The organism is Pseudoxanthomonas sp. Soil82 (assembly GCF_040446535.1).
Classification (GTDB): Bacteria; Pseudomonadota; Gammaproteobacteria; order Xanthomonadales; family Xanthomonadaceae; genus Pseudoxanthomonas; species Pseudoxanthomonas kaohsiungensis.
Genome location: NZ_JBEAAK010000001.1, coordinates 927816 through 953021, shown reverse-complemented (window position 1 = coordinate 953021; position 25206 = coordinate 927816). Strand labels below are relative to the sequence as shown.

Here is a 25206-nt window from a genome sequence, read left to right as displayed (position 1 = left end):
CCCCGCTCTCCGTTGCCCGTCCTTCCCTTTCGCTATCCTAGCCGGCGATCCCGGCAACCGGTGCGGACCGCATGCTCCTCTCCTCTCGAAACCTCGCCCTGCTACTGCTGCCGTTCCTGCTGCCCGCGGCGCACGCCCATGCCGCCGCGCAACCGGCGCCGGAACTGCTGTGGACCGTCGGCGGCTTCTCCGCGCCGGAATCGGTGGTCTACGACCACGCGCGCGACCGCTTCTACGTGTCCAACATGGCCACGCGCGGCGACGGTGCGATCGCCGGCGACGGCTTCATCAGCCGGCTCGACGGGCGCGGCAACATCACCGAGCTGAAGTGGATCACCGGCCTGCAGAACCCGAAGGGACTGGCGCTGGCGAACGGCCGCCTGTATGCGGGCGACGACGACGCGCTGGTGGAGATGGACCTGGACGGCGCGCGCATCGTCGCCCGCCATGCGCCGGACGACGGCGGCCCGGCGCAGTTCAACGACGTCACCGCCGATGCGCGCGGCAACGTCTACGCCTTCAGCGGGCGCCTGGACACCGTGTTCCGCCTGTCCGACGGCGCCTTCGCGCCCTGGGCGAAGGTCGACACGGACACCACCGGCAAGTTCAACGGCGTGCGCGCCGACGGCGACCGGCTGCTGCTGGGCAGCTGGCGGGTGCCCGCCGCGCAGGGCGAGCAGTTGGGCCACCTCACCACGATCGACCTGGACACCGGCGCGGTCGGCCGCATCGGCAACGCGCCGATCGGCCATATCGATGGCATCGAGCCCGACGGCCGCGGCGGCTGGATCGTCAGCGATTTCACCCCGGGCCGGCTGCTGCGCATCGGCCCGGATGGCAGCGTCGAACCGCTGCTGACGCTGTCGATCGGCACCGCCGACCTGCACTACCTGCCCGACCGCCAGTTGCTGCTGGTGCCGATGCTGCGCGACGACCACCTGCGCGCGTACCGCTGGGCGCCGGCGGACTAGGCCGGGCCGGCCGCGCGGGGTCACTCGCCCAGCAGCGCCAGCACCTGCGCGTCGGACAGGCCGGTATCGGCCAGCGGGTTGGCGCTGACCTGCGCGTACCAGTCGGGCACCGCGGCCAGCCGCGGCCGGGCGAAACGGATCCAGTCCACGTCCATGGCCATGTCGGTGCGGGCGTCGGCCTCGCGGCTGCGGTTGATCCTCTCCGGATCCTCGGGCAGGCCGTGCGGCACGTCGTCGCTGTGGGTGTAGGCGACCAGCCCCACCTGCATGGCCGGGTTGTTCTCCATCCGGTACCAGCGGTCGCGTACCTGCCATTGCGATTGCGCGTCCGGGCGCGCCAGCGCGACCAGGGCCATGCCCACGCGCACCAGCCGCAGCTCCACCCAGCCGGTCGGGAACGGCCGCAGCTTGAGCGAGGAATAGCTGTTGTAGGTGCCCTTGGTCTCGGTCATCTGCACGCCGGGCACGTGGCCGACGCCGGTGGTGATGAAATGCCAGTTCTCGCGGCGCGGCTGCCACTGCGCCGCGCTGCTGCGGTTGGGCACGCGCGCCAGCAGGCCGCCCAGCGACCAGGTGCCGCCGGCCACTTCGGTGGCCGCGCCGCGCACGCGCACGCGGGCGCGCACGTCGAAATCGCCCTGCACCTCCTGGAACAGGAACGGGGCATTGAGGTCGCGCACCCACGCCGAATGCTGCGGCTGCAGGTTCAGCGCGCCCGGCGTGGTCCGGCCGATGTCCAGGTGCCTGATCTTGTCGGGCCAGCCGTAGGCCTCGTGGAACAGGGTCCACGGCGCGTGCGTGCCGCGCGCATCGAATTCGTCGCTCAACCGCGACAGGTCGTCGGCCGACGCCACCGGCGCCAGCAACACAAGCCACAGCAGACTGCGCATGTCGTACTCCCGCGGTTGGACAAGCGTGCAGCGTGTCGACGCGGACCGGGAACGACATGTTTACATGCCGGTTTGCCTATGTCCGCCGACCGTCCGCGCGGACGTCCGCGGACACTTCGCGCCGGCGCGCGCAGCGGCTACCCTGAGCCGGGGTTGCGACGGAGCGGCGATGAGCACACCGGCACCGGGTCCACATTCGCCGCAGGGCCTGCTGCGCGCCGTCGGCCGCTGGCAGATCCTGGGCCTGTCGATCAACAGCGTGGTCGGCAGCGGCGTGTACCTGCTGCCGGCGGCGGCGTTCGCGCTGCTCGGCCCGTGGAGCGTGTGGGGCGTGCTGCTCGCCGGGGTGACCGTGAGCCTGCTGGTGCTGTGCTACGCCAAGGCCGGCAGCTATTTCGACGTGCAGGGCGGCAGCGCGCTGTACGCGCGCGAAGCGTTCGGCCCGTTCGCCGGGTTCCAGGTCGGCTGGATGATCTGGCTCACCCGCATCGCGACGGCCGCCTCGCTGGCCAACGGCCTGGCCGCGGCGGTCGGGCGCTTCTGGCCACTGGCCAATGAAACCGGAGGGCGCATCGCCGTGGTGGCCGGTTCGCTGCTGCTGCTGGCAGGCATCAACATCGCCGGCGTGCGCTGGGCGGCGAACGTGTCGATGGCGCTGGTGTTCGGCAAGCTGTTGCCGCTGCTGCTGTTCCTCGGCATCGGCGTGTTCCATGTCGACTGGCAGCTGGCCTTCGGCGGTGAGGTGCCGGCCGCGCTGGACTGGCGCCAGACCGGCCAGGCCGCCCTGCTGCTGCTGTTCGCCTACGCCGGCTTCGAGAACCTGTCGGTGGCCGCGGGCGAGTACCGCAACCCGCGGCGCAACGTGCCGTTCGCGCTGGTGGCGATGATCGCCCTGGTCACCGCGCTGTATGCGGCGGTGCAGCTGGTGGCACAAGGCACGCTGTCCGCGCTGGCGGAATCGGCCACGCCGGTCGCCGACGCAGCCGCGATGTTCGGCGGCGAGCCCCTGGCCTGGCTGATGACGATCGGCGCGGCGCTGTCGATCCTCGGCACCAGCAACGCGACCATGCTGCTGGGCCCGCGCTTCCTGCACACGCTGGCCAGCGACGGCTATGGTCCGCGGGTGCTGGCGCGCGTGCATCCGCGGCTGCACACGCCGGCGGTCGCGATTGCCTTCCAGTGCGCGCTGGCCCTGGCGCTGGCGCTGAGCGGTTCGTTCGTGCAGCTGGCGCTGCTGTCGATGGTCACCCGCCTGCTGGCCTACATCAGCACGGCCGCGAGCGTGCTGGTGCTGCGCCGGCGCCTGGGCGATCCGCCGGGCGCGTGGCGCCTGCCGGGCGGGCCGCTGGTGCCGGTCGCCGCGCTGCTCCTGTCGCTGGCGATGCTGCTCAGCGCGAGCATGGCGCACCTGCTGGCGGTCGCACTGGCGATGGCGGTGGGCAGCGTGTTCTACCGCTTCCCACGACCGGCGCGCTGATCCGCCACCGGCCAGCCTGTGCCGCCTAGCGCGACTGCAGCGCGGTCTGCAGCCCGACCAGGCGCGCGACCATGATCGCCAGGTAGAGCTGGCCGATGATCGCCTCGAACACGGCCAGCCCGCGCATCACCGGCGTGGCCGGGGTGAGGTCGCCGTAGCCCAGCGTGGCCAGGGTGACGAAGCTGAAGTAGATCGCATCGCCCATGCCCAGTCCGTGCGCGAGCGGAGCGCCGGCGAACAGCATCGCATTCGGCTGCAGGCGCACCACGGCCACGTAGATCACGCCCCAGCACACGCCCACGAGCAGGTAGGCGCTCAGGGCGGCGCACAGGTGCTCGGCGTCGATGCGCACGCTGGACAGCGAGTAGCGGATGGCGCCGTAGGCGGCGACCACGGCCACCCCGCACCACAGCAGCGCGGCCACGGCCGAGCCACTGGCCGACTCCGACTGCGAGGCGTACCAGCGCAGCGCCAGGGCCAGGCCGAGGACGGCGAACATCACCCGACGCTTCTGCAGCACGCCGATCGGCGCGACCGCCGCCACCAGGCTGGCGGTCAGCAGCACCTCCATGAACACGCGACCGAAGTCCAGCGCTTCCAGCAGCGGGCCGACCGCGATCGTCGCCAGCAGGGCGAAGAACAGGAGCGCGTAGCGATGGCGCGTGAACGGGCCGGGCAGCGGCAGCGGGCTCGGCTGCACCGGCTCACCCCGCGGCGTCGGGCACGAAGAAGAACACCGTCGCCAGGATCAGGTACACCGCCAGCAGCTGCACGCCGCGCAGCCAGTCGGCGCGCCCGTCGCTGGCCACCTGCCCGGCGATGATCACCGCGAACAGGATGGTCAGGACCAGGCCCGGACCGAACACCAGCCCCATCGGGTGCGGGCCGACGAAGAAGCTCAGCAGCACCAGCAGCGGCGCGACCAGCAGCGCCAGCTGCACGCTGGCGCCGAGCGTGATCGACATCGACAGGTCCATGCGGTTGTGGCGCGCGGCCACGATCGCGGTGGCCTGCTCGGCCGCGCCGCCGATCACCGCCAGCACGAACACGCCGGTAAACGCGTCGGAGAAGCCCATCGCCTCGCTGGCCGCCTCCACCGTGCCGACCAGGATCTCGCTGAGCCAGATGATGCCGACCGTCACCGCGCACAGGACCGCCATCGCCTTGCCGGGCGTCCATTGCGGGCCGTGGTGCAGGTCGCCTTGGTCGGGCTGCCCGGCGGCCGCGGCCGCGTCGGCACGGCTGCGCACCAGGGTGAAGGCCACGTTGGCCACGTACACGGCCAGCATGATCCCGGCGATCAGCGCGCTCATCGAGGTCATCTGCACCTGCGCCTGCGGCACGATGGCCAGGTAGGCGGCAGGGATGATCAGCGCGGTCACCGCCAGGGTGAGCATGGTGGCCTGGGTGCGCGCGGCGCGCGCATCGTAGGCCTGGTCGCCATGGCGCGTGCCGCCCAGCACCATCGCCACGCCGAGCACGAACAGGATGTTGCCGATGATGGTACCGGCGAGCGAAGCCTTGACCATGTCGTGCAGGCCTGCCCGCAGCGCGGCCAGGGCGATGATGAGCTCGGCGGCGTTGCCGAAGGTGGCATTTAGCAGCCCCCCCAGGCCAGGACCCAGCCGCGTGGCCAGCGAACCGGTCGCCTGCGCCATGATCGAGGCCAGCGGCACGATGCCGCCGGCGGCGACGGCGAAGACCAGCAGGTCGTTGCCGGGGGCGAAATGCTCCAGGGCGATGGCGATCGGCACGAGTACCAGCAGCCATTTCATCGGCGGATTCCAGCGCAGTGGGCGCCGGTACCGTCGCGCAGGCGGCGGCGGCCGGGCAATTGGCCCTTGGCCCTACCCGCGCCGGGCAGCGGGTATCGGTGGTGTGGCGCGCTTGCCGCGCCACTATTCCGGAACGGCGGGCGAAGTATCCGGTCTCTTCATAGTCCGGCCGCGTCGCCGGCCTCGCTGCGCCGATATGCTGGCCTGCCAGTTCCGCCGGTCCCGGGCGGGCGCAGACAAGGATGGCCGTGAACCGGATCCGGCGTGCGTGGCCCGCGATGCTTGCCCTCGCGTTGCTCTTCCCATGGGAGGCGCCGGCGCGCAAATCCGCCGGTCTCGCCGAAACCCCGCCGATGGGCTGGAACAGCTGGAACACGTTCGGCTGCAAGGTCGACGAGCGGCTGATCCGGCAGATGGCCGATGCGATGGTCGCCTCGGGCATGAAGGAGGCCGGCTACGAGTACATCAACATCGACGACTGCTGGCACGGCGGACGCGACGCGGACGGCTTCATCCAGGCCGATCCCAAGGCCTTCCCGTCGGGGATGAAAGCGCTGGCCGACTACGTGCATGGCAAGGGCCTGAAACTGGGCATCTATTCCGATGCCGGCAACACCACCTGCGCCGGCCGGCCCGGCAGCCGCGGCCACGAGTACCAGGACGCACTCACCTACGCACGCTGGGGCATCGATTACGTCAAGTACGACTGGTGCGACACGAAAGGCCTCGACCCGGCGTCGGCGTACACCACCATGCGCGACGCGATCCACCGGGCCGGACGGCCGATGCTCTTCAGCATCTGCGAATGGGGCGACAACAAGCCCTGGGAATGGGCGAAGGACGTCGGCCATGCCTGGCGCACCACCGGCGACATCTATCCCTGCTGGAATTGCGAGCACAGCCATGGCTCGTGGTCCTCGCTGGGCGTGCTGCCGATCCTGGACAAGCAGGCCAGGCTGCGCCAGTACGCCGGCCCCGGCCACTGGAACGACATGGACATGCTGGAAGTCGGCAACGGCATGAGCGAGGACGAGGACCGCGCGCACTTCTCGCTGTGGGCGATGCTCGCCTCGCCGCTGATCGCCGGCAACGACCTGCGCACGATGAGCGAGGCGACCCGGCGCATCCTCACCCATCGCGACATGATCGCGATCCACCAGGATGCCCTCGGCATCCAGGCGATGAAGTGGCTCGACGAGGGCGACATCGAGGTCTACGTCAAGCCACTGGAACGCGGCGAGTACGCGTTGCTGCTGCTCAACCGCGGCGACCTCGCCCGCGACCACCGGGTGGACTGGAGCTTCCACGAGATGAAGGACGACCTCAGCGGGCGCAGCATCGATTTCGGCCGCGAGCGTTTCGCCTGGCGCGACATCTGGAGCGGCGGCACCGGCAACACCGCGACTGCGTTTGCCACGTCGATCCCCGCGCACGGCGTGGTCGTCCTGCGGCTGTCGCCCCGCTAGCGCGCGGTCCATCGATCGACGCGACTCCCCGAGTGCAGGGGCGGCCGGCATCGCTGCCGGCCGTCGTGTATACCACTGACCTCGCAACCCGCCGGCACGTCCCCATGCCCGACTACACTGCCCCCGGTGCCTACGTCGAAGAGACCGCGTTCAGCGCACGCCCGATCGAAGGCGTCGGCACGACGACCGCCCTGTTCGTGGGCCCGGCGCGGAGCGGTCCCGTCGTCGGCACGGTGGAAGCATCCGACGACTTCCCGCTGCTGACCAGTCCTGCCGATTTCGAGCGCGTCTACGGTCGCCCTGTGGCGCTCCGCTTCCATGGCGCGACGGCGATCAATTACCTGGCCCACGCCGCGCGCACCTATTTCCAGGAAGGCGGTTCGCGCCTGCATGTCGCGCGCGTGGCGACCGTATCGCAGGCGCCCGGCGACGGCGGCGCGACGGCCGCATCGGCGGTGTTGGCCGCCGGCGACGCGGCAGGGGCAGTGGCCATCCACGCCGCCTTCCCGGGCGAGGCGGGCAACGGCACGGTCACCCTCACCGAAACCGCGACCCCGGCCACTGCGGCGATGCTGGCGTCGGCGCCCGCGGGCAGCTGGCTGCGCACCGGCGGCGACGGCACGAGCGCGGACTTCCTCAAGACCGGCGACGCGTGGGTCGGCTGCACCGATCCGGATGCGGTCGTGCACGACGCCGGCGCACTGCTCTCCCGGCAGCCCCGGTTGCTGGCGCTGGATATCGCCTTCGTCGATGCGGATGGACGCGAAACGGCATGGCACGCACTCGGCTACGACCGTCGCCATCCGCGCTGGGCCGGCGAGGTGCTGTCTTCCCACAACGCCCGGCGCCTCTGGCATCCGCTGCTCCTGCAGGTGGGCGAACGGGTCGATGCGGCCAGCCTGCGCACGATGCTGCTCGGCAACGCCGCTGCCGGGGCGCGAGGGGCCACGCGTTGCCAGTGGACGCTGTCCGGCGGCAGCGACGGTCCCGTACCCACGGCCGACGACTACGAGCACGCGCTGCGCCTGGCCGGAACGCTGCAGGAGGTTTCCACGGTGGCGGCACCCGGTGCCGACGTTGCCATGCAGGCCCTGGTCGCCCATGTCGACGGTTCGCGCAACCGGCGCTTCGCCGTGCTGGACCCGCCGCAGGGACTGGACATCGCCCAGGTCCGGGCGCTGCGACGCAGCCTCGATACCGCGCATGCGGCCCTGTACTACCCGTGGGTGGCCATCGCCCGGCCCAGCGCCGACCCGGGCGATGGCCCTCCGGAGACCTTGCTGCTACCACCCTCCGGCTTACTCTGCGGCATCTACGCCCGCACCGATGTCGAGCGCGGCGTGCACAAGGCGCCCGCCAACGAGGTCGTGCGGACGGCCGTCGGCTTCGAGCGCGCGATCGACCGGGCCCGGCAGGACGTACTCAACGCGGAGGGGGTGAACTGCCTGCGCTGGTTCGAAGGACGCGGCCACCGGGTCTGGGGCGCGCGCACGCTGTCACCGGACCCGCAATGGAAGTACGTGCCGGTCAGGCGCCATCTCGACTATCTGCAATCCTCCATCGAACGGGGCACGCAGTGGGCGGTGTTCGAGCCCAACGACGAACGACTGTGGACCAGCCTGCGCCAGCGGATCGGCGACTTCCTCCTCGCCGAATGGCGCAAGGGCGCGTTGCAGGGGACGACGCCGGAACAGGCCTTCTTCGTCCGCTGCGATCGCACCACGATGAGCCAGGTCGACCTCGACGCCGGGCGGGTCGTCTGCCTGGTCGGGGTGGCGCCGATCAAGCCCGCCGAGTTCCTCGTCTTCCGGGTTGGCCAGGCGACCGCGGCGTCATGAAGGCCTTGCCGCCGGCGCCACGTCCGTCCGCGCGCGCGCCAGGCGCAGCGCGTTGGCCACCACCGACACCGAGCTCAGGCTCATCGCCAGCGCGGCGATCATGGGGCTGAGCAGCAGGCCGGCCAGCGGATACAGCACGCCCGCGGCGACCGGCACCCCCAGCGCGTTGTAGAGGAAGGCGAAGCCCAGGTTCTGCTTCATGTTGGCCAGGGTCTGCGCGGAGATCGCGCGCGCCGCCACGATCCGGCGCAGGTCGCCCTTGACCAGCGTGACCTGCGCGCTGGACATGGCCACGTCGGTGCCGGTGCCCATGGCGATGCCGATGTCTGCGGCAGCCAGCGCCGGCGCGTCGTTGATGCCGTCGCCGACCATCGCCACCTTGCGCCCTTCCGCGCGCAGGCGCTGCACCAGCGCCACCTTGTCGGCCGGCTTCACCCCGCCGTGCACTTCCTCGATGCCCAGCGTGCGGCCGACCGAGCGCGCGGTCGCTTCCGCATCGCCGGTGGCCATCACAATGCGCAGGCCTTCGCCGCGAAGGGCCGCGAGCGCATCGGCGGTGGTGGCCTTGACCGGATCGGCCAGGGCGATCGCGCCCGCCAGGCGGCCGTCCCGCGCCAGGTACATGACGGTCGCACCCTCGTCGCGCAGCGCATCGGCCGCGTCGCGCACCGGCGCCAGGTCGACGCCCACGGAGGCCATCAGCGCTTCGTTGCCCAGCGCCAGCGCGTGCCCGTCCACGTGCCCGCGCACGCCCTGCCCGGTCACCGATTCGAAGCCGGTGGCCGGCGCGAACGCCAGCGTGCGGCGCGCGGCTTCGGCCAGGATCGCCGCGGCCAGCGGATGCTCGCTGCCCTGCTCCAGCGCCGCCGCCCCGGCCAGCAGCGCGTCCTCGCCAGCGTCGCCAGCGGCCAGCAGCGCGCGGAACGCCGGGCGGCCTTCGGTCAGCGTGCCGGTCTTGTCGACCACCAGCGTGTCGATCCTCGCCAGCTGCTCGATCGCCGCCGCGTCCTTGAACAGCACGCCCTCCTGCGCGGCGCGGCCGGTGGCCACCATGATCGACATCGGCGTGGCCAGGCCCAGCGCGCACGGACAGGCGATGATCAGCACCGAGACCGCGTTGACGATGGCGTAGACCCACGAGGGCGACGGACCGAAGAAGCCCCAGGCCAGGAAGGTCAGCAGCGCGATCGCCAGCACCACCAGCACGAACACATGGGATACCCGGTCGGCCATGCGCTGCATCGGCGCCTTCGAGCGCTGCGCCTGCGCGACCAGTTGCACGATCTGCGCCAGGACCGTGGCCGACCCGACCTGCTCGGCGCGCATCACCAGGCTGCCTGTGCCGTTGATCGTGGCACCGATCAGGCGCGCGCCGGCCGCCTTGTCCACCGGGATGGGCTCACCGGTGAGCATCGATTCGTCGACGCTGGAATGGCCCTCCAGCACCGTGCCGTCGACCGGCACCTTCTCGCCCGGGCGCACGCGCAGGCGATCGCCCACCTGCACTTGTTCGAGCGGGATGTCGGCTTCGCTGCCGTCGCCGGCGATGCGCCGCGCGGTCTTCGGCGCCAGGCCCAGCAACGCACGGATCGCCGCGGAGGTGCGCGAGCGCGCCTTCAGTTCCAGCAGCTGGCCGAGCAGGGTCAGCGACACGATCACCGCCGCCGCCTCGAAGTACACGTTGACCCGGCCATGCTCGCGGAACGAAGCCGGGAACACGCCCGGCGCCACCGTGGCCACCACGCTGTAGGCGTAGGCGGAGGCCACGCCGATCCCGATCAGGGTCCACATGTTCGGGCTGCGATGGCGGATCGACTGCACGCAGCGCTGGAAGAACGGCCACGCCGCCCACAGCACCACCGGCGTGGCCAGCGCGAACTCCAGCCAGGTGCGCGTCGGCGCGGCCAGGCCGTGGAAGCGGTGGCCGAACATCGCCAGCACGAACACGGCCAGGCTCAGCGGCAGGGTCCAGAAGAAGCGCCGGCTGAAGTCGCGCAGCTCCGGGTTGTCTTCCTCCTCCAGGGTGGGCATCTCCGGCTCCAGCGCCATGCCGCACAGCGGACAGGTGCCGGGCCCGGCCTGGCGGATCTGCGGATGCATCGGGCAGGTGTAGATCGCGCCCTCGGGTGGCGGTGCCGCGGGTTCCGTCCCCGGCTGCAGGTAGCGCGCCGGATCGGCCTCGAACTTCGCCCGGCAGCCGCTGGAACAGAAGTGGTAGGCCTGGCCCCCGTGCGTCGCCGATCCACCCTTGGCATCGGCCGGGTCGACGGCCATGCCACATACCGGATCGCGCATCGTCGCCTGGCCGTCGCCGTGGCCCCCGGCGCAGCAGGCGCCCGGCCTGGTGGGACCGTGCTGGCCGTGGGAATGCAGCGGATGCTGGTCGTGTCCGTGGCTCATGCCGGCTCTCCGGCCAGCGCCTTCAGGATCGGACAGCCCTCCACGCTGCCATGCCCGGGGCAGGCCTCGACCAGGGACTGCAACGCAGTCCGGATGCGTTCCAGTTCGGCGATGCGCCGGTCGACGTCGGCCAGCCGCGCGGCGGCGGTGGCTTTCATGCCGGCCATGTCGTTGTCGCGCCGGCTCGACAGCGACAGCAGCTCGCCGATGTCCTCCAAGGTGAAGCCCAGTGCCTTGGCCTGGCGCACGAAGCGCAGGCGGCGCAGGTCGGCCCCGGCGTACACGCGGTAGCCCGACGCCAGGCGCGGCGCCGGCGGCAGCAGGCCCTGGCGCTCGTAGTAGCGGACGGTGTCGATGTTCACGCCCGCCTTGCGGGCCAGTTCGCCGATCTTCATGGGGAGGCATCGTGCGGGGATGGGCATAGCTTGGACCCTTGACCCAAGTCCAGTGTCAAGGCCCACCCGGCGCCGCCACCCCACCGGAGGTGGCCGGCGTGCGGCCACCGCCTGCGCTACAGCCTTCCTTCCGAGCCGGTGTAGGCCGCGCCCTGCACGTTGCCGTTCTCGTCGGACAGGCACGACCAGGGCGCCTGTGCGCCCGGCACCTGGATGGTCACGCCGACGCCGGCCTCGGCCCACAGCACCTCGGTGACACTGAGCTGCTCCTTCGCCACGCCGGCCTGGCGCGCCACTTCGGCCAGGCATGCCTCGCGCGCAGCGGGGTACTGGTCACCGGCCGCGGTAGCGGAGGTGGCCGGTGCCGGCACGGGCTCGGTGGCAGTGGCCGCGGCCGCGGCATCGGCCGACGGCGTGGCGGCCGGGATGTCCGCATCGTCGCGCTTGTTGCAGGCCGCAAGCATCGCAGCCGACAGGCAGGCGAGCAGCAGCAGCGAGGAAGGCTTCATGGCGCAGCTCCGCGATGGATGGCATGCCCAGGCTAGACCGGCCGCGTGCAGGTCCGGTGACGAGGCGCGCCATCCCGCTGCCGCGGCGCGTGCGCCACTCGCGAAGCGGCCGCGATGGATCGATGCCGGATGGCGCGTCCCGACCTGGCCGCGCCCCCTCCGCGGATCGGTGCGGCCAGCGCGGAGGCCCGCTACGGCCGCGCCTCCAGCACCAGGTTGAACGGCGTCTGCGTGGCGCGACGGAACCGGCTGAAGCCGGCTTCGGCCATCACCTCGCGCAGGCGCGCCTCGCCGGCCTGCGCGCCGAGCGCCGGCCCGTTGCGCGCCAGCGACACCGGCACGCATACCTGCGATGAGGCGCCGTAATAGACGCGGCCGACCGGATTGAGGTTGTCCTCGACCCGGTCGCCGGCGAACGGCTCGACCAGCAGGCAGGTGCCGTCGTCGGCGATCGCCTGGCGCGCGTGGCGTGCGGCGCCGACCGGGTCGCCCATGTCGTGCAGGCAGTCGAAGAAGGCGATCAGGTCGAATCCCTTCCCCCCATAACCGGTGGCGTCGGCGACTTCGAAGCGCACGTTCTCCACGCCCGCTGCCGCCGCGCGTTCGGTGGCGACCCGGATCGAATCGGCGTGGTAGTCGTAACCGGTGAACTCCGAGGCCGGATAGGCCTGCGCCATCAGCACCGTGCTGGCCCCGTGGCCGCAGCCGACGTCGGCGACCTTCGCCCCCTGCTGCAGCCTGGCGACCACGCCATCCAGCGCCGGCAGCCATTCGCCGAGCAGGTGCGCGTTGTAGCCGGCGCGGAAGAAGCGCTCGGTGCCGTGGAACAGGCAGGCGTGGTGCTCGCCCCATTCCATGCCGCGTCCGCTGCGGAAGTTGTCGATGGTGCGGTCGAGCGCATGGAACGTCGCCTCGATCAGGTAGTACGCACCGGGCAGGTCCACCGGTCCGCCGGGTCCGGCCAGGCACAGGGCCTGCACCTGGTCGAGGCTGTAGCGCCCGCTGGCCGCGTCGTACTGGACGTAGCCGCCGGCCGCCTGGTTGGAGAGCCATTCGCGCACGTAGCGCTCGTGGGTGCCGGTGCGTTGCGCCAGCTCGGCCGGTGTCGCCGGATCGTCGGCCAGCGCCTTGTACAGCCCGAGGCGGTCGCCGGCCAGCACCAGCGTCGCGCTGATCGCGGCGCCGAGGTCGCCGACCGCCATGCCGAGGAACTGGCCCAGGCGCTCCTGGTCGAGGGTGGCTTGTTGCTCGTTCATCTCGCTGCTCCTGCGGTCTGGCCTCCCCCCCAGGCGGAATGCCTTGCCATCGATTGCAACGCGATGCCGGGCAGGCAGCGGACGCGGACCGTTGGCCCACTGCGCGGCTACCTGAACAGGACAGGCGGCGGCAATGCCACCGCCATGCATCCGCCGGCGACGGACCAACGTGGATCGGCAGGACGTCGGCGTTGTCGATCCCAGCCCGTGCCCCGCACGTTGTCCCATCGCAGATGGAGCGCGCTGCGACGACGCCCGTCGCTACCGGATGACGCCCGGCGGCGCGCCCTCAATCGTTCCGGGGCGCCCGTGTCGCACCGAAGGTGAGGTGGTCGTCCAGCTCCGGACCACCGCCGCGATCGCCGCTGCCGGCGGCCACGAGCAGCACGCCGCCGAGCATCGTCGCCTGGGTGCCGTGCCGGCCTTTCGGCAGCGGCGGCAGCGTGCTCCAGCGCTGCGTGGCCGGATCATAGGCTTCGACCTCGCTGTGGCCGGGCACCTGCGCCGGGCTCTCGCCGCCCAGCACCACCAGCCTGCCGTCCATCGCCACCGCCGGGGCGCCGGCGCGCGGCGTGGGCAGCGGCGCGGGCAATGTGCGCCAGCGACCGCTGCCGATGTCGTAGACGTCCACCCCGGGAATGGTGAGCGACATCGTCTCGCCGGTATCGTGAGAGGTGCGGCGACCGCCAGCCGCGTAGATCCGTCCGTCGATCACCACGGCATGGAAATGGTCGCGCGCGTGCGGCGCGTCGGCCAGCGCGCGCCACTGTCCGGTCGCCGGGTCGAACACGTCTAGCCACGGCACGAAGCCGGCCATGTGCCCGCGCGTATTCCCGCCTACCAGGTAGACCAGCCCATCGTGCACGACCACGCCGGCGGCGCCGCGGCGGCGGTGCGCCGGCACTTCGGCGCCTTCGCTCCAGCGGTCGCTGGCGGGGTCGTAGACCAGCACGTGGGTCAGCGGCTGCTCTTCGGGAAAGCCGCCGGTGAACGCACCCAGCACCCATAGCCGGCCGTCGTGGTCGACCGCCTGCATGTGGTGGACCTCGAGCGGCGGTGGCGCGCCCCGCGTCCAGGCACCGGTGGCCGGATCGAAGATGTCGAGCGGTCGCGCATCGCGCCCGCCCAGCAGGTAGAGGCGCCCGTCGACCGCGACGAAGCCGTTCTCGTGGCGGGCGGCTGGCTTGCCCTGCGCGGCCGGCATCGACCAGGCAGGCAGCGCATCGCCGGCCACCGCCAGCACGGGAGCAAGCAGCAGGCCGGCGGAGAAGACGGCGTGCCACAGCCGATGCGGCAGGCGTGCGGGTCGAAGCGGAACGATCAGGTCCATCAGGTGTTTCCGTACAGCGGCAGGGGCGTCGCGGCGACGCCCGCCGACCCTAGCGCAATCCCGCGCACCGCGCCTGCGCCGGGCGGCCGCGTCAATGCGCGTGCGCGTTTGCGGCCGCTGCGGGCATCCGCCGCCACACCTCGCGCTCCACCACCCTGCCCTGCGCGTCGCGACGCTCCAGCGTCCAGGTGTCGCCCTCGAGGCGGTAGTCGAAGCGGTACTGCCCATCGCCTTCGAGCGGGAAGGACGCCATCCGCGGCGTTTCGGTGTACTGGCCATCGACGGCCTCGTAGCCGCCGGCGCCGCCGGCCCAGAACTTGCCGTCGCGGGTGGTGGTGAAGGCGAAGGTGCCACCGTCCAGCACCTTGATGCCCTGCAGCTTGGCCTCGCCGTAGTCCACGCGCTGGCCCGCGCCATCGACGAATTCGCCCGCCTGCAATTGCCAGGCGCCGTCGAGGCTGGCGGCGGGCGCGGCCGAAGCGGCGAACAGCAACGTGGCGAACAGGGCTAAGCGATGGGTCATGGCACGGGCCTGGCGGTCGTCGTGGGAGCTGCAGGGTATCGCCCCGCCGCGGTCTGGCGCCATCGATCCGCCGCCGGCCGTGGATCGACGCAGGCCCTCGCCACGCAGGCTCAGGCCGCCGGCACGCCTTCGCCGCCGGCCTGCGCTTCGCGTGTTCGCGAAGGCGAACGCGGAAACCGGGTGACCACCGCCGCTGCTGCCAGGCCGAGCATCAGCGAGCCGACGTACATCCATGCATAGCTGCCGTAGCGGTCGAACAGCCAGCCGCCGAGCAACGGGCCCAGCGCCATCCCCAGCCCCGAGAGCATCGTCATCGCGCCGATGACGCCGCCGAGGATGCGCGGCGGGAACGCCTCGCGCGCCAGCGATGCGTAGAGCGGCATGGTGCCGCCGTAGGCGAGGCCGAACACGAACGCCACCGCGTAGAACCCGCCGAGCCGTTCGACCGCCAGGTACGCCACGGCCGCCAGCGCCTGGATCGCCAGGCCCGCGACCAGCACCGGTTTGGCGCCATAGCGGTCGCCGAGCAGGCCGAACAGCAGGCGCCCGCCGAGGCCCGCGGCGCCTTCCATGCTGTAGATGGTCACCGCCGCGGTCACCGACAGGCCGCAGCCGACCGCGTAGCTGACCGTGTGGAAGATCGGCCCGGAGTGCGCCGCGCAGCAGGCGAAGAACGCCAGTGCCAGCACGATGAACGGCTTCGAGCGCAGCGCCTGCGCCATCGTCATGCCCGGAGCGGCCACGCCGCCGGTCGCATGCGCGTCGCCCACGGGCGCGGCACGCACGAACCAGGCTGCCGGCAGGGTGAGCGCCCAGCACAGCAGGCCCAGTACCAGCAGCGTCTCGCGCCAGCCGACCTGGGTCAGCAGCCAGGCCACCAGCGGCGACATCGTCATCGGCGCCACGCCCACGCCCGCCGAGACCAGCGCGATGGCCAGGTTGCGGCGGCGATCGAACGCGGCCGCGGTGGCGGCCATCACCGGCGCGAAGAAGCTCGCGACCGCCACGCCCAGCAGCAGGCCGAAGGTCAGCTGGAACTGCAGCAGCGTGGTCGCGCGGCTGGCCATCACCAGCGCCAGCCCGAGCAGGACCGAGCCGGCCAGGACCACCGGCCGCGGGCCGATCCGGTCGCTCAATGCGCCCCAGCCGAATCCGGCGAAACCGCTGGCGAGGAAGGCCACGGTCATGGCCGCCGACAGTCCCGCGCGCGACCAGCCGGTGTCGCTGCCCATCGGCTGCAGCAGCACCGCCAGCGAGAACAGCGCGCCGACGCCGACGCAGCCGAGCACCGCGCCGGCGGCGACCAGCGACCAGTTGCGGTCCAATGCCGGGACGGCAGTGGTGGAAGGCGGCATGGCGGCAACTCCTGGGGTAGACCCGGGAACGACGGACCACCCGGGCCGGATTCGACAGGGGGCAACCGGCGATGCGCGACGCCGACCAGGCTGGCCGCCCGCGGCGCGGCCATGCCACGGCGCCCGCGGCGCCCGACGTATCAGTGCAGCGCCGCCATGTGGCGAACGTCAGCCGCTGGCGTGGTCGCAGCAGGGCGGCGCGCCGATCGCGCCGCCGGTGGATCAGCGCGGACCGCCGCGCATCGCCGGACCGGGCCCGGACTCGGGCCCGAAGCCGCGCGGTCCCACCGGATGGCCCCGGTAGTACCCGGGGCCGGGGTAGCCCGGCCCGTCGTAGGTGTTCATGTCCAGGCGCATGTTGATCGTACGCTCGTCGCCGCTGTCGGTGGTATAGGTATCGCAGTAGTTCAGGCTGGCACCGCCGAAGGTGCTGCTGCCCAGCTGCGAGGAGTAACCCATCCCGGTGGAGACGCTGCCGGTGACCTTGGCCTCGCTTCCGTCGGGCGAGGTCGGGCACAGGGTGCGCCGTACGCCCCGCGAACTGGCCGCCGGCGCCGGTACGCCGGACGCATCGCCGTAGTAGGTGCCCGGAGGATCGTTGCCATACGGCGAGGCGGCCTCCGGCAGCTTCAGGTCCAGCGCCGCCGCATCGCTGGCGAAGGCCGGAGCGGCGGCCAGGCACAAGGCGAAGACAGGGATGGCGATCAGGCGCATGGCGGCGGTTCCGGAAGTCGCCGGACGGGCGACGTGCGGCCACGCTAGCAAGCCCCGATTGAATGGGGGCTGGCTTGCGGCCTGCACGCCCGTCGCGGCGACCGGACCACACGCTGCCGCCTGCGTGCCTGCAATCCACATCGCCGTGACGCCGCTACCGGGAAGATCGCCGCATGAACCGCATGCAGCCCCGCCCCACCCTCGCCCATTCCCGGCGCACGGTGCTGATCCGCCGGCGGCTGACCCGGCCCCGCCCGCTCACGCCCCTGTACCCGATCCTGGGAGGCACCATGCAACCGGAAGACGACGCCCGCCTCGGCACGCCGCCGGAGGCGCGCCATCCGCAGGCCGACGGCGGCAAGCCGCCACGCATGGCCATGGGCCTGATGATCGGCCTGATCCTCGGCTGCGCGGCGGTGGTCGCGGTCGTGCTGTGGCTGTTCGGCAACGTGCCTGGCAGCGGCTGAGACCGCGCGCGACGGCGGGCGGCGGCGGCGACGCCCGCGCCGCCACGCGCTAGACTGCGCGCCCCCGAGGCTTTGGCCGACGAACGAGCGCCGCCCCGATGATCAACAACGACGTGCTGCGCAGCATCCGCTACATGCTCGACCTGGGCGATGCCAAGGTGGTGGAGATCGTGCACCTGGTCGACCCGGCATTCCCGCTCGACAAGGCCGACATCCCCGCGCTGCTGAAGAAGGAAGACGAGGCCGGGGCGGTTCCATGCAGCGATGCGCTGCTCGCGCGTTTCCTCGATGGCCTGATCGTCTACTACCGCGGCCGCGACGAAAGCCAGCCGCCGCGCCCGGTGGAGCAGCGCATCACCAACAACCTGGTGCTGAAGAAGCTGCGCGTCGCCTTCCAGCTCAAGGACCTGGACATGCACGAGATCTTCGCCCAGGCCGGCTTCCCGCTGGGCAAGCCGGAAATGACCGCGCTGTTCCGGCAGCCCGGCCACAAGCACTACCGTCCCTGCGGCGACCAGATCCTGCGCAACTTCCTCAAGGGGCTGACCCTGCGTTACCGCACCGGCGGCTAGCGGGCGGCCGGCAACGCGGACGCGTCCGCCTGCGCCCGGAACCGCACCGGGATCCGCGACAGCCGCCGCAACACCGCGCGGTCCGCCGAGTTCTCCAGGCGCTCGAACAGCAGCATCTCGGCCGGACGCCACAGGCCCACCCAGCCCACGATCAGCAGCCCTTCGCCGAGCACGTCGGCTCCGGGCGTATGCACGCTGTGCAGCAGGTGCCTGGCGAGCAGCGTCACCGCCAGCACCGCCAGGCCGATCAGCAGGGCCAGGCGACCGATCCGCATGCGCCGCCGCAGCTTCCACTCCTCGTGCTCGAGCGCGCGGCGGAAATGCGCGTGCACCGCCGCCTCGATCTCCGGCAGGCTCCCGCGCAGCGCCTCCGGCCCCCGCACCACCAGCTCCAGCGGCTCCTTGGAAGGCACCTCGTCCACCGACTCGCGCAGCCAGGCTTCGGCTTCGCGGTCCAGGGCGCGGTCGTGGAAGGGCGCCGGATCCAGCGAGTCGAACAACTGGGGCAGCGAGTCGATCCGCATTTCGATGGCGGGCATGGCAGTGGCTCCGGGCTCCATAGCGAGGATATCCGCCGCGTGCCGGTGGCGCGGAATCAGCGGCGGCGACGGTACTCCAGCAAGGCGTAATACAGCAGCGGGATCACCAGCAGGGTGAGCACGGTCGAGACCAGGATGCCGAACACCAGCGAGATCGCCAGCCCGTTGAAGATCGGATCGTCGAGGATGAACATCGCGCCGGCCATCGCCGCCAGCGCGGTGAGGGCGATCGGCTGGGCTCGCACCGCGCAGGCGTCGACCACGGCCTGCTCCGGCGCGTGCCCGCGCGCGACCAGGTGGTTGATGAAGTCCACCAGCAGGATCGAGTTGCGCACGATGATCCCGGCCAGGGCGATCATGCCGATCATCGAGGTCGCGGTGAACTGCGCGCCCATCAGCGCGTGGCCGGGCATGACCCCGATCACGGTCAGCGGGATCGGCGCCATGATCACCAGCGGCACCAGGTAATCGCGGAAGTAGGCGACCACCAGCAGGTAGATCAGGACCATGCCCACCGCGTAGGCGATGCCCATGTCGCGGAAGGTCTCGTAGGTGATCTGCCACTCGCCGTCCCACTTGACCGAGAACGCCGCGGTGTCGGCCGGCTGGCGGATGAAGAACTGTTCCAGTCGCTGGCCGTCGATGGCGTTGCCGGAAACCTGCCCGACCAGGTCGAACATGCCGTACAGGGGACTGTCGGCGCTGCCGCTCTCGTCGCCAGTCACGTACACCACCGGCAGCAGGTCCTTGTGGTGGATGTCGCCGTCCCAGCCGTCGCGGCGCACCTGGACCAGCTCGGACAGCGGCACCAGCTGGCCCTGGCCGCCACGCACGCGCAGCGCCAGCAGCCCGTCCAGCGTGGCCTGGTCCGCCGGCGGCAGGCGCAGGCGGATCGGACGCGGCTGCCTGGAACCGTCGTCGACCAGGTAGCTGGCATCCAGCCCGCCCAGACCCGAGGCGATGGCCTCGGTGATCGCCGCCTGCGACACGCCCAGCCGCGCGGCGCGAACGCGGTCGACCACCAGCGTTTCCCGCGCCGCCTCGGCCTCCACGCTGCTGTCCACGTCGACGATGCCGCCGGTGGCCAGGAAGCGCTGCTCCAGCGCCTGGCCCAGCGCCCGTGCACGACCGTAGTCGGGGCCGTAGACCTCGGCCACGATCGGCGCCAGCACCGGCGGTCCGGGCGGCACTTCCACCACCTTCACCGAGGCGCCGTGGCGCTCGCCGATCCGCGACAGCTGCGGGCGCAACGCCGCGGCGATGTCGTGGCTCTTGCGCCGGCGCTGGTGGCGGTCGACCAGGTTGACCTGGAGATCGCCCAGGTTGGCACCCTCGCGCAGGTAGTACTGCCGCACCAGGCCGTTGAAGTTGATCGGTGCGGCGGTCCCGGCGTAGCCCTGGTAGTCGAGCACCTCGGGCGTGCGGTCGAGCACGGCGGCCAGCTCGGCCAGCAGTGCGCTGGTGTCCTCCAGGGTGCGGCCTTCCGGCAGGTCGACCACGACCTGCAGCTCGGACTTGTTGTCGAACGGCAACATCTTCAGCACCACCAGGCGGACGCCGGCCAGGCCGGCGGCGACCAGCACCAGCCCGGCCATCGCGGCGAACAGCAGGCGCCGGCGCCGCGCGCCGCGGTCCGGATCCAGGAACGGCCCCATCAGCCGCGCGAACAGGCGGTGCAGGCGCGCGGCCATGCCACCGCCGGCGTGGCGGTCGCCGCCGCCCGCGCCGCCGGCATCGGCCTCGGCCGGCGGTGCATGGCGGCGCAGCAGCTTCAGCGACAGCCACGGCGTGACCACCAGCGCGATCAGCAGCGACAGCAGCATGCCGACCGAGGCGTTGATCGGGATCGGCCGCATGTACGGCCCCATCAGGCCGGTGACGAAGGCCATCGGCATCAGCGCCGCGATCACGGTGAAGGTGGCCAGGATGGTCGGCCCGCCGACCTCGTCCACCGCCGGCGGGATCGCCTCGCGCAGGGATTTCCCGCCCTCGGCCATGTGCCGGTGGATGTTCTCCACCACCACGATCGCGTCGTCGACCAGGATGCCGATCGAGAAGATCAGCGCGAACAGCGAGACCCGGTTGAGGGTGAAGCCCATCGCCCACGATGCGAACAGGGTCGCCGCCAGGGTCAGCACCACCGCCGAGCCGATCACGATCGCCTCGCGCCGGCCCAGCGCGAACAGCACCAGCAGCACCACCGAGCTGGTGGCGAAGAACAGCTTCTTGATCAGCGTCAGCGCCTTGTCGCTGGCGGTCAGCCCGTAGTCGCGGGTGACGGTGACCCGCACGCCCTCGGGGATGACCTGCCCCTGCAGCGCGTCCAGCCGTTCCCGCACCTGGCGGGTGATGTCGGCGGCGTTGGCGCCGGGCTTCTTGGCGATGGCCAGGGTCACGGCCGGGGCCGTGCCGCTGGCCGGCCCTTCGCGGCCGGGCGGCGCACCGTGCCAGACGTAGCGCACCGGCAGGTCGGCCGCGTCGGTGATGGTGGCCACGTCCTGCAACCGCACCGGCTGGCCATCCGCCACGCCCAGCACCAGGTCCGCGACCTCCTGCCGGTCGGCGAGGAAGCGACCGGCGGCGACCTGGACCACGCCCTCCGGGCCGATCCGTTCGCCGGCCTGGCGCGCGAGGTTGGCGGCCTGCAGGGCGGCGGCCAGGTCGGACACCGCCAGGTCGTGGCTGGCCAGGCGCGCCGGATCGAGGGCGACCATTACCGCGCGCTCGGGGGCGCCGATGGTGGCGATGTCACGCGTGCCGGGAATGCGCTTGAGCTCGGCCTCCAGGGTATGGGCGACCTCGGCCAGCTCGACCGCGCCCTGCCGCGGATCGTCGGTCCACAGGGACAGGGTCATCACCGGCACGTCGTCGATGCCCTTGGGCTTGACGATGGGCGGGCCCACCGCCACGCCAGGCGGCATCCAGTCCTGGTTGGAGAACACCTTGTCGTACAGGCGCACCAGCGCCGGCTGGCGCTCCACGCCGACCTCGAACTCCACCGTCAGCACCGCCATCCCGGGCCGGCTGGTCGAGTAGGTGTGCTTGACCTGCTCGATCTCCGCCAGCTTCTGTTCCAGCGGATAGGCGACCAGCTGCTCGACCTGGCGGGCGTCCGCGCCGGGGAACGGCACGATGACGTTGGCCATGGTGACGTCGATCTGCGGCTCTTCCTCGCGCGGGGTGATGGCGACCGCGACCAGGCCGAGCAGCAGGCCCAGCAGCGCCAGGATCGGCGTCAGCGGATTGTCCTGGAAGGTGCGGGCGATGCGCCCGGACAGGCCCAGGCGGACGGGTTCCAGCGCTGCCATGTCAATTCCCGCCCTTGCGCGCGGCCACCAGCGCCTGCACCGCGGCGACCGGGTCGGCGGCGATGGTTTCGCCCGGCGCCAGCCCGGCGATCACCTCGACCATGCCGTCCGCCCGTGCGCCCAGGCGCACCTGCCGCAGCGACAGGTGCCCATCGGCCAGCACGTAGACCGCGTCGACCTCGCCGCGCCGCGCCAGCGCCGTTTCGGGCACGCGCGGGAACGCCGCGCCCCTGGCCGCCGGGAAGGCGACCTTCGCGGTCGTGCCCGGCTGCGGCACCGGATCGAGCGGTGGCAGCTGCACGCGCACCCGGACCGCATGGGTCGCGGCGTCGGCGGCGGGAAACACCACCACGTCGGCGGCATCCACGTGGCGGCCATCGCCGAAGGCGACCTTGGCGACCGGGTTCGCACGGATCGCCTCGGCGTCCGACTGCGGCACGCTCACTTCGATGCGCAGCGCCTCCGGCGCGAACACGGTGATCAGCGGCTGGCCGATGCCCACGCTTTCGCCGGGCTCGACCGCGCGCATGCTGACGATGCCGGCATAGGGCGCGCGGATGGTGGTGTAGGCGCTCTGCTGGCCGACGTTGGCCAGTTGCGCCCGGGCCGCATCGCGTTCGGCACGGGCCTGGTCGAGCTGCATCTTCGACACGTACTGGTTCTCGGCCAGGCCGGCCATGCGCTTGTAGGTGGCCTCGGCCAGCTGCAATTGCGCGCGCGCGGCATCGACGCCGGCCTGCTGCTCGACCGCCGTCAGCCGGACCAGCACCTCGCCGGCGGCGACGCGGTCGTTGACGTCGTGCCGGACCTCGGCCACCCGCCCGCTGGTCTGCGCGGTCAACCCGGCCTCGCGCACGGCTTCGACCACGCCGTCCCATTGGCGGCCGCCGCCCTCCACGCCGGCCGCGACCACCAGCGTGTCCAGGCCCTCGATGGGTGCCTGCGTGGGCACGTCCTCCGTTCCACCGCAGGCGGCGAGGGCGGCGGCGAGCGCCAGCGACGGCAGGCGCGGCAGGATCTTCATGCCCTTCCTCACGGTGCCGGCCTCACTTGAACGCGCAACCGCCGGGCAGGCCCAGCTTGCGGAACACGATCGCCGCCGGGCAGAAGCCGGTGACGCTGGACTGCAGCAGGTTCAGCCCGACGAACGCGGTGAGCAGCAGCCACCAGGGCGAAACGAGGTACACCAGGGCGACGCTGGCGAGGACCATCATGCCGGCGAAGGCGAGGACGGCGCGGTCGATGTTCATGGTTGTTCTCCTGTTGCCTGGGGGAATTCTTCGCGTCAGCGGATTCGCATGACGCCGAGCAGCTTGAGCACGTACTTCTCGTAGACCGGTTCGGTGTTGCCGGACCTCATCTTCATGAGGAAGTACTTCTCGAAGGCGACCTTGGCCATGTGCACCCACCCGCCCTTGCGCGCCCAGGTGACGTTGCGCGGCGGGATCTGCGGCAAGGCCACAAAGGCGACGCCGGTGTCGCCCATGTCGGCCAGGCAGATCGCGTTCCAGGTGGCTTCCGCGGTGGCCGGGGCGCTCGCGATGTCGGCCTGGATGTTGCGCGCCACCGCGGTGACCATCGACTCGATCATGAAGCCGGTCTTGGGCGCGCCGGTGGGAACCGGCGTCGCCTCCACCGGCGGAATGGCCACGCACACGCCCAGCGAGTAGATGTTCGGGTACGCCGGATTGCGCTGGTGCCGGTCGATCAGGATGAAGCCGCGCGGGTTGCACAGGCCTTCGATCCCGCGCACCGCGTCCACGCCGGTGAATGCAGGCAGCACCATCGAGTAGCGGAACGGAAGCACGTGCTGCTTCTTCGGCTGGCCGTCGTCGTCCATCTCGGCCACGTCCATCTCGCCGTCGCGCACGCCGGTGATCTTCGCGTTGGCCAGCCAGCGGATGTGGCGCTGGCGGAACTCGGATTCCAGCAATCCCCTGGAGTCGCCCACGCCGCCCAGGCCCATGTGGCCCACGTAGGGTTCCGGGCTGACGTAGGTGATCGGCACCCGGTCGCGCAGCCTGCGCTTGCGCAGGTCGGCATCGAGGATCATCGCGAATTCGTAGGCCGGGCCGAAGCAGCTGGCGCCGGCCGCCGCACCGACGACCACCGGGCCCGGCGCGTCCAGGAACGCCTGGTAGGCCTGCCACGCCTTGGCGGCATGCTCGGTCGTGCAGACCGATTGCGTATGGCCGCCCGGCCCCAGGCCCGGGACCTCGTCGAAGGCCAGGCGCGGTCCGGTGGCGATGACCAGGTAGTCGTACTCCAGCGCGCGGCCGTCGCGCAGCAGGACGCGGTTGCGCTCCGGTTCGACCCGCTGCGCCCCGGCCCCTTCGAAGCCGATGTCGTGGCGGGCCAGGTGCGTCGGCACGCTGATCTGGATATCCGCCGGCCGGCGCCAGCCGACCGCGACCCACGGGTTGGAGGGCGTGAAGGAGAACAGGTCGCCGTCGCCGACGACCGTGACCGCATGGCCCTTGCCCAGCGCGCCACGCAACTCGTAGGCGGCGCTCATTCCGCCGATGCCCGCGCCCAGAACGATGATGTGTGCCATGTCCCGGTCCTCCGGCAGCCGACCCGCCCAGCGGGCGATTCCACCGGCTTGCATTTAAATTAGCACTGTCTTATATTAGCGTCAACTGATTTATATGGGAACGCCCATGCCCGTGGATATCAACGAGCTGGTAGCCGCCGCCCGGTCACGCATCCGCGAGGTCGAGCCGGGCGACTGCCTCGCCGGCGAGGCGCTGGTGGTCGACGTGCGCGAGCCGGCCGAGTTCGCCCAGGGCCACCTTCCCGGCGGGGTGAACCTGCCGCGCGGCGTGCTCGAGTTCCAGATCCGGGCGCACCCGGCGGTGGCCGGCCGCGCCGCCGGGTCCTCGGCGCTCCCGCTGCTGCTCTACTGCCTCACCGGCGGGCGTTCCGCACTGGCTGCCGACAGCCTGGGCCAACTCGGCTTCGAGGACGTCCGTTCGCTTGCCGGCGGACTCCAGGCGTGGCGCAATGCGGGCCTGCCCGTGAGCATGGATTGACGATGGCCCGAAACCAGACGCCTCCCGCCTTCGACCTGGACGCCATGCACGCCCATGCCGGCGAGGCGACGCGGCTGCTCAAGGCGCTCGCCAACGAGAAGCGGCTGCAGGTGCTGTGCCTGCTGGCGGGTGGCGAGCGTTCGGTCGGCGAGATGCAGGGTCTGCTCGACCTGGGCCAGTCGGCGCTGTCGCAACACCTGGCGGTGCTGCGGGACGAAGACCTGGTGCGCACGCGGCGCGAGGCGCAGACGATCTTCTACGCGCTGGCGCCAGGCCCGGCCGAAGCGGTGATCCGCACCCTGCATGGAATCTACTGCGCGCCGCGCCGCCCGGGCCGGCCCAGGAAATGACCGCGCCACCACCGGCCCCGTTGCCCACCAAGGAAACTT

At 71.7% G+C, this 25206-nt stretch carries 24 protein-coding genes; 8 read left to right on the top strand and 16 right to left on the bottom strand.

The annotated features are described in order from the left end of the window. The first annotated feature begins 71 nt into the window (after positions 1-71). Positions 72-971 (top strand): SMP-30/gluconolactonase/LRE family protein, encoded by a 900-nt coding sequence (locus ABKA19_RS04255; protein WP_353687803.1) that lies wholly within the window; start codon positions 72-74, stop codon positions 969-971. A 20-nt stretch (positions 972-991) separates the two neighbouring features. Here ABKA19_RS04255 and ABKA19_RS04250 read toward each other — a convergent pair whose 3' ends face one another. Next, entirely contained in the window at positions 992-1861 is an 870-nt protein-coding gene (locus ABKA19_RS04250) for a DUF1349 domain-containing protein (RefSeq protein ID WP_353687802.1), read from the bottom strand. A 169-nt stretch (positions 1862-2030) separates the two neighbouring features. On the opposite strand from ABKA19_RS04250, the gene ABKA19_RS04245 reads away from it, so the two are divergent. Further along, the gene (locus ABKA19_RS04245) at positions 2031-3338 is read left to right on the top strand and encodes an APC family permease (protein WP_353687801.1); all 1308 of its coding nucleotides are present in this window, start codon (positions 2031-2033) and stop codon (positions 3336-3338) included. A 25-nt stretch (positions 3339-3363) separates the two neighbouring features. On the opposite strand, the gene ABKA19_RS04240 is transcribed toward ABKA19_RS04245, so the two are convergent. Beyond that, entirely contained in the window at positions 3364-4038 is a 675-nt protein-coding gene (locus tag ABKA19_RS04240; protein WP_353687800.1) for a potassium channel family protein, read from the bottom strand. Positions 4039-4042: 4 nt separating this feature from the next. Then, positions 4043-5113 (bottom strand): calcium/proton exchanger, encoded by a 1071-nt coding sequence (gene cax / locus ABKA19_RS04235; protein WP_353687799.1) that lies wholly within the window; start codon positions 5111-5113, stop codon positions 4043-4045. 353 nt (positions 5114-5466) lie between these two features. On the opposite strand from cax, the gene aga27 reads away from it, so the two are divergent. Together aga27 and ABKA19_RS04225 are read left to right on the top strand one after the other, a co-directional pair. Then, positions 5467-6579 (top strand): alpha-galactosidase Aga27, encoded by a 1113-nt coding sequence (gene aga27 / locus ABKA19_RS04230; RefSeq protein WP_353687798.1) that lies wholly within the window; start codon positions 5467-5469, stop codon positions 6577-6579. A 104-nt stretch (positions 6580-6683) separates the two neighbouring features. Continuing rightward, the gene (locus ABKA19_RS04225) at positions 6684-8417 is read left to right on the top strand and encodes a phage tail sheath family protein (RefSeq protein WP_353687797.1); all 1734 of its coding nucleotides are present in this window, start codon (positions 6684-6686) and stop codon (positions 8415-8417) included. Here the strand turns inward: ABKA19_RS04225 and ABKA19_RS04220 are convergent. The 8 genes from ABKA19_RS04220 to ABKA19_RS04185 all read right to left on the bottom strand — a co-directional run bounded on the left by ABKA19_RS04220 (position 8412) and on the right by ABKA19_RS04185 (position 16899). Continuing rightward, positions 8412-10817 carry a heavy metal translocating P-type ATPase gene (locus tag ABKA19_RS04220; RefSeq protein ID WP_502945701.1) on the bottom strand — a complete coding sequence of 802 codons (2406 nt, stop codon included), beginning with the start codon at positions 10815-10817 and terminating at the stop codon, positions 8412-8414. The genes ABKA19_RS04225 and ABKA19_RS04220 overlap by 6 nt on opposite strands. Further along, entirely contained in the window at positions 10814-11212 is a 399-nt protein-coding gene (locus tag ABKA19_RS04215; protein WP_353687796.1) for a heavy metal-responsive transcriptional regulator, read from the bottom strand. Before ABKA19_RS04215 ends, ABKA19_RS04220 begins: the two co-directional genes overlap by 4 nt. 116 nt (positions 11213-11328) lie before the next feature. Next, a complete protein-coding gene (locus tag ABKA19_RS04210) occupies positions 11329-11721 on the bottom strand; it encodes a hypothetical protein (protein WP_353687795.1) in 393 nt (130 codons plus the stop codon). A gap of 191 nt (positions 11722-11912) precedes the next feature. After that, the gene (locus ABKA19_RS04205; protein WP_353687794.1) at positions 11913-12977 is read right to left on the bottom strand and encodes a class I SAM-dependent methyltransferase; all 1065 of its coding nucleotides are present in this window, start codon (positions 12975-12977) and stop codon (positions 11913-11915) included. Positions 12978-13266: 289 nt separating this feature from the next. Beyond that, positions 13267-14307 (bottom strand): Kelch repeat-containing protein, encoded by a 1041-nt coding sequence (locus ABKA19_RS04200; RefSeq protein WP_502945700.1) that lies wholly within the window; start codon positions 14305-14307, stop codon positions 13267-13269. 91 nt (positions 14308-14398) lie between these two features. Continuing rightward, positions 14399-14830: a hypothetical protein gene (locus tag ABKA19_RS04195; protein ID WP_353687793.1), complete on the bottom strand. Its 432-nt coding sequence runs from the start codon at positions 14828-14830 to the stop codon at positions 14399-14401. A gap of 110 nt (positions 14831-14940) precedes the next feature. Beyond that, the gene (locus tag ABKA19_RS04190) at positions 14941-16185 is read right to left on the bottom strand and encodes an MFS transporter (protein ID WP_353687792.1); all 1245 of its coding nucleotides are present in this window, start codon (positions 16183-16185) and stop codon (positions 14941-14943) included. A gap of 222 nt (positions 16186-16407) precedes the next feature. Continuing rightward, entirely contained in the window at positions 16408-16899 is a 492-nt protein-coding gene (locus ABKA19_RS04185; RefSeq protein ID WP_353687791.1) for a hypothetical protein, read from the bottom strand. A 182-nt stretch (positions 16900-17081) separates the two neighbouring features. Here ABKA19_RS04185 and ABKA19_RS04180 point away from each other — a divergent pair, with 182 nt between their 5' ends. Further along, positions 17082-17366: a hypothetical protein gene (locus ABKA19_RS04180; RefSeq protein WP_353687790.1), complete on the top strand. Its 285-nt coding sequence runs from the start codon at positions 17082-17084 to the stop codon at positions 17364-17366. Between the two features lie 98 nt (positions 17367-17464). Then, on the top strand, positions 17465-17938 hold the full coding sequence (locus ABKA19_RS04175; protein WP_353687789.1) for a YehS family protein: 474 nt from the start codon (positions 17465-17467) through the stop codon (positions 17936-17938). On the opposite strand, the gene ABKA19_RS04170 is transcribed toward ABKA19_RS04175, so the two are convergent. From ABKA19_RS04170 to ABKA19_RS04150, 5 genes are read right to left on the bottom strand one after another with little or no spacing between them, the layout of a single operon-like run. After that, the gene (locus tag ABKA19_RS04170; protein WP_353687788.1) at positions 17935-18477 is read right to left on the bottom strand and encodes a hypothetical protein; all 543 of its coding nucleotides are present in this window, start codon (positions 18475-18477) and stop codon (positions 17935-17937) included. The genes ABKA19_RS04175 and ABKA19_RS04170 overlap by 4 nt on opposite strands. A gap of 56 nt (positions 18478-18533) precedes the next feature. Further along, the gene (locus ABKA19_RS04165; protein WP_353687787.1) at positions 18534-21785 is read right to left on the bottom strand and encodes an efflux RND transporter permease subunit; all 3252 of its coding nucleotides are present in this window, start codon (positions 21783-21785) and stop codon (positions 18534-18536) included. A gap of 1 nt (position 21786) precedes the next feature. Continuing rightward, on the bottom strand, positions 21787-22809 hold the full coding sequence (locus ABKA19_RS04160; protein WP_353687786.1) for an efflux RND transporter periplasmic adaptor subunit: 1023 nt from the start codon (positions 22807-22809) through the stop codon (positions 21787-21789). 22 nt (positions 22810-22831) lie between these two features. Beyond that, positions 22832-23035 carry a YgaP family membrane protein gene (locus tag ABKA19_RS04155; RefSeq protein WP_353687785.1) on the bottom strand — a complete coding sequence of 68 codons (204 nt, stop codon included), beginning with the start codon at positions 23033-23035 and terminating at the stop codon, positions 22832-22834. Positions 23036-23070: 35 nt separating this feature from the next. Next, positions 23071-24339, bottom strand: coding sequence for an NAD(P)/FAD-dependent oxidoreductase (locus tag ABKA19_RS04150; protein WP_353687784.1), 1269 nt, complete (start codon positions 24337-24339; stop codon positions 23071-23073). 106 nt (positions 24340-24445) lie between these two features. Here ABKA19_RS04150 and ABKA19_RS04145 point away from each other — a divergent pair, with 106 nt between their 5' ends. Then, positions 24446-24817 (top strand): rhodanese-like domain-containing protein, encoded by a 372-nt coding sequence (locus ABKA19_RS04145; protein WP_353687783.1) that lies wholly within the window; start codon positions 24446-24448, stop codon positions 24815-24817. Positions 24818-24819: 2 nt separating this feature from the next. Further along, the gene (locus ABKA19_RS04140) at positions 24820-25167 is read left to right on the top strand and encodes an ArsR/SmtB family transcription factor (RefSeq protein ID WP_353687782.1); all 348 of its coding nucleotides are present in this window, start codon (positions 24820-24822) and stop codon (positions 25165-25167) included. Positions 25168-25206 lie beyond the last annotated feature (39 nt).